Annotated in this window: 1 pseudogene; it reads right to left on the reverse strand. The window is 73.9% G+C overall.

Features of this window, described 5'->3' with window-relative positions:
• Positions 1-67: 67 nt before the first annotated feature.
• Positions 68-895 (reverse strand): annotated as a pseudogene (locus BZL64_RS38785) (lytic transglycosylase); the annotation flags it as partial.

The following is an 895-nucleotide window of genomic DNA, read 5'->3' on the forward strand; positions in this document are numbered from 1 at the left end:
GCCGTCGGTGGTGCGGAGGTGGTGCTGAGGTGGTGCGGTATCGCTTCGGACCTGGTGCCGAGGCGGGTCAGGAGCCGGTCGTCGTCGATCCTGACGGGCTCGGGGAGGCGCTCTCCGCAGGGGTTTCGGAGGGCGGGTCCGAAGGGGTCGGCGTGGGTGACGGGGCCGCCGTCACGGTCAGTTCGACCGTGAGGGTGGCGCCGCCCTCGGTGGTGACGCGCAGCAGGAACGTGCCGGCCGTGTCGTCCGCGTACAGCTTCGGGAGGGTCAGCAGGCCGTTCGCGTCCGTGCGCAGGCCCGTCAGGGTGCGGACGGGGTTGCCCGCCGCGTCCTTGAAGAAGGGGCCCTTGTCGTTCGCGGTCGGGTCGGCGGACGACTTCACGAGCGTGGCGGTCGCCGCGACGCCGTCCGCCACGGCGCCCTTGTAGCTGGCCTTCAGCTCGACCTGGTCGGCGAACTCTCCGCCGGCGACGCAGGTCAGGGAGGCCGAGCCGGTGCGGGCCAGGGCGTCGGCGGCGCGGGCGATGACCGTCGCCGAGTAGTTCACGGCGGCGACCGTACGGCCCACGACGGTGGCGCGGACCGTGAAGGCGCCGGTCTTCTCACCCGCCCGGAGGGCGGGGGCCGTGGCGATGCCCCGGCTGTCCGTGATGACCGTGGCCACACTCTCGCCGCCCGTGAAGGTGGCGTCGGTGTCCCCGACGATCGTGAAGCGGACCCGGACCTTGGCGACGGCCGTGCCGGCCTTGGTCTCGGTACGGGTGCCGATGCGGTCGCCGAACGTGTCTCCCGCCATGGCGGTGAGCTTCGCCGTGCCCGCGTCCTCCAGGTGGTGGACCGTGTCGGTCGGGGTCGTCGCCGGAGGCGTGGTGCCCGGCGGGGTGGTCGCCGGGGG

Source organism: Streptomyces bobili (assembly GCF_002154575.1).
Lineage (GTDB): Bacteria > Actinomycetota > Actinomycetes > Streptomycetales > Streptomycetaceae > Streptomyces > Streptomyces bobili.